This window comes from Brevibacterium senegalense (assembly GCF_000285835.1).
In the GTDB taxonomy this organism is placed as follows: Bacteria; Actinomycetota; Actinomycetes; order Actinomycetales; family Brevibacteriaceae; genus Brevibacterium; species Brevibacterium senegalense.
The window spans coordinates 387,898-389,775 of sequence record NZ_HE978600.1; the positions used below are offsets into that span (position 1 = coordinate 387,898).

Annotated in this window: 2 protein-coding genes; both read left to right on the top strand. The window is 62.6% G+C overall.

All coding sequences use genetic code 11. The features are described 5' to 3' along the window. The coding region (locus tag HGBR_RS15975) for an IS3 family transposase (protein WP_147522186.1) at positions 1 to 597 on the top strand (597 nt) is incomplete at its 5' end. 266 nt (positions 598 to 863) lie between these two features. Next, positions 864 to 1,736: a recombinase family protein gene (locus HGBR_RS15980; RefSeq protein ID WP_245533251.1), complete on the top strand. Its 873-nt coding sequence runs from the start codon at positions 864 to 866 to the stop codon at positions 1,734 to 1,736. Positions 1,737 to 1,878: the final 142 nt, after the last annotated feature.

The window sequence follows — 1,878 nt, forward strand, 5'->3', positions numbered from 1 at the left end:
CGCGTTCATCGACGCGCACCGGGACGAGCACGGGGTCGAGCCGATCTGCAGGCACCGGTGCATGAGGAGAACTACGGCGTCTACGGGGCGCGGAAGGTTCATGCCGAGCTGCGCAGGCAGGGCCACGAGGTGGCCCGGTGCACCGTGGAGCGGCTGATGCGTAAAGCGGGACTCCGCGGCGTTAGCCGAGCGAAGGGGCCCCGGACGACGAAGCCGGCACCGGAGACAGACAGGACTGCGGATCTCGTCAATCGTGACTTCACGGCCGAGGCGGTCAACCAGTTGTGGGTCGCAGATATTACGTATGTGCGGACGTTCGCCGGATGGGTGTATGTCGGGTTCGTCCTGGATGTGTTCTCGCGTCGGATCGTGGGCTGGCAGGTGTCAACGAGGCTGTACACGGCGTTGGCGATCGATGCGTTGGAGATCGGGATCTGGACACGTCGGCGTGATGGTGACGTTCTGTCCGGTCTGGCCCATCACAGCGACCGTGGAGTTCAGTATCGTGCCGTGCGCTACGCGGAGCGACTCGCGGTGGAGGATGCTGTCGCGTCGGTCGGGTCCCTTGGTGACTCCTATGACAACGCGATGGCGTAGGCATTGAACTCGTTGTTCAAGGCCGAGTTGGTCCGGAATCACGGGCCAGGGCGGGACGTGTCGCATGTCGAGGTCGCGATCGCGGAGTAGGTCGATTGGTACAACCATCGCCGTCTTCATGGCGAGATCGGGCACGTGCCTCCCGTTGAGTTCGAAGCAGTCCACGCGGGGCAGCCTGCTCGGGCGTTGGCATCAATTTCCAGATAGAAATCCCTCTACAAAACTCGGGGCTTGACACCCGCAACGGCCTTGAAGAAGGCCTCTCCATCCCAGCCCAGCGGGAGGCTGCCCAGCGCAAGGCCGACCAGCTCGGCGCCGTCATCGTCAAAGAGTTCATCGAACCCGGCGAGTCCGCCAAGACTGCGCAACGCCGCGCCCTCCAGGACATGCTCGACTACGTCACCGAGAACCCCGTCCAGTACTGCATCACCAACAAGGTCGACCGCCTGGCACGCAACCGCCTCGACGACGCGATCATCCACGCGACGCTCCGGGATGCGAACAACATCCTGGTCTCAGTCACCGAGAACATCGATGAAGCCCCATCGGGAATGCTCATGCACGGCATCCTCGCCTCCATGGCCGAGTTCTACTCCCTGAACCTCGCGCAAGAAGTCCTCAAAGGCATGACCCAGAAGGCCAGCATGGGCGGTACACCTGCCAAGGCACCCCTCGGATACTTGAACGTACGCACCACCGATGCGAAAGGCCACGAGGTCCGCGACGTCACCATCGATCCCGAGCGGGCCGACCTCGTCAAGTTCGCCTTCACCGCCTACGCCACCGGCGACTGGACCCTGTCCTCCCTCGCCACCGAGTTGGAAGCCCGGGGGCTCACATCGCGTCCAACACCTGCACGTCCGGCCAAGCCGATCTCGACCACCGCGTTGCACAAAATCCTCACGAATCCCTACTACCAAGGAAGCGTCACGTTCAGGGGCGTCACCTACGACGGAACCCACACGGCCCTGACCGAATCCGAGACCTGGTTGCGCGTTCAACAGCAGCTTGATGACAAGAACCAGCGCGGCGAGCGGCCCCAGAAGTACGACCATTACCCCAAGGGCACCCTTTACTGCTCGTGCGGCGCCAAGATGATGATTGAACCGTCCTGGGTTTCGTTCCTAGACGGCATTTAAAGTATCGACCTGTCTTGCCACGGTTGCAAAGTGCTCAGCTTCGACCTCGGCGGGAGTCCGATGGCCGAGCCCTTCATGCAGCCGGCCGGTGTTCCACCAGTGCACCCAGTTCATCGTCGCGAACTCCACCTCAGTTAGCCCA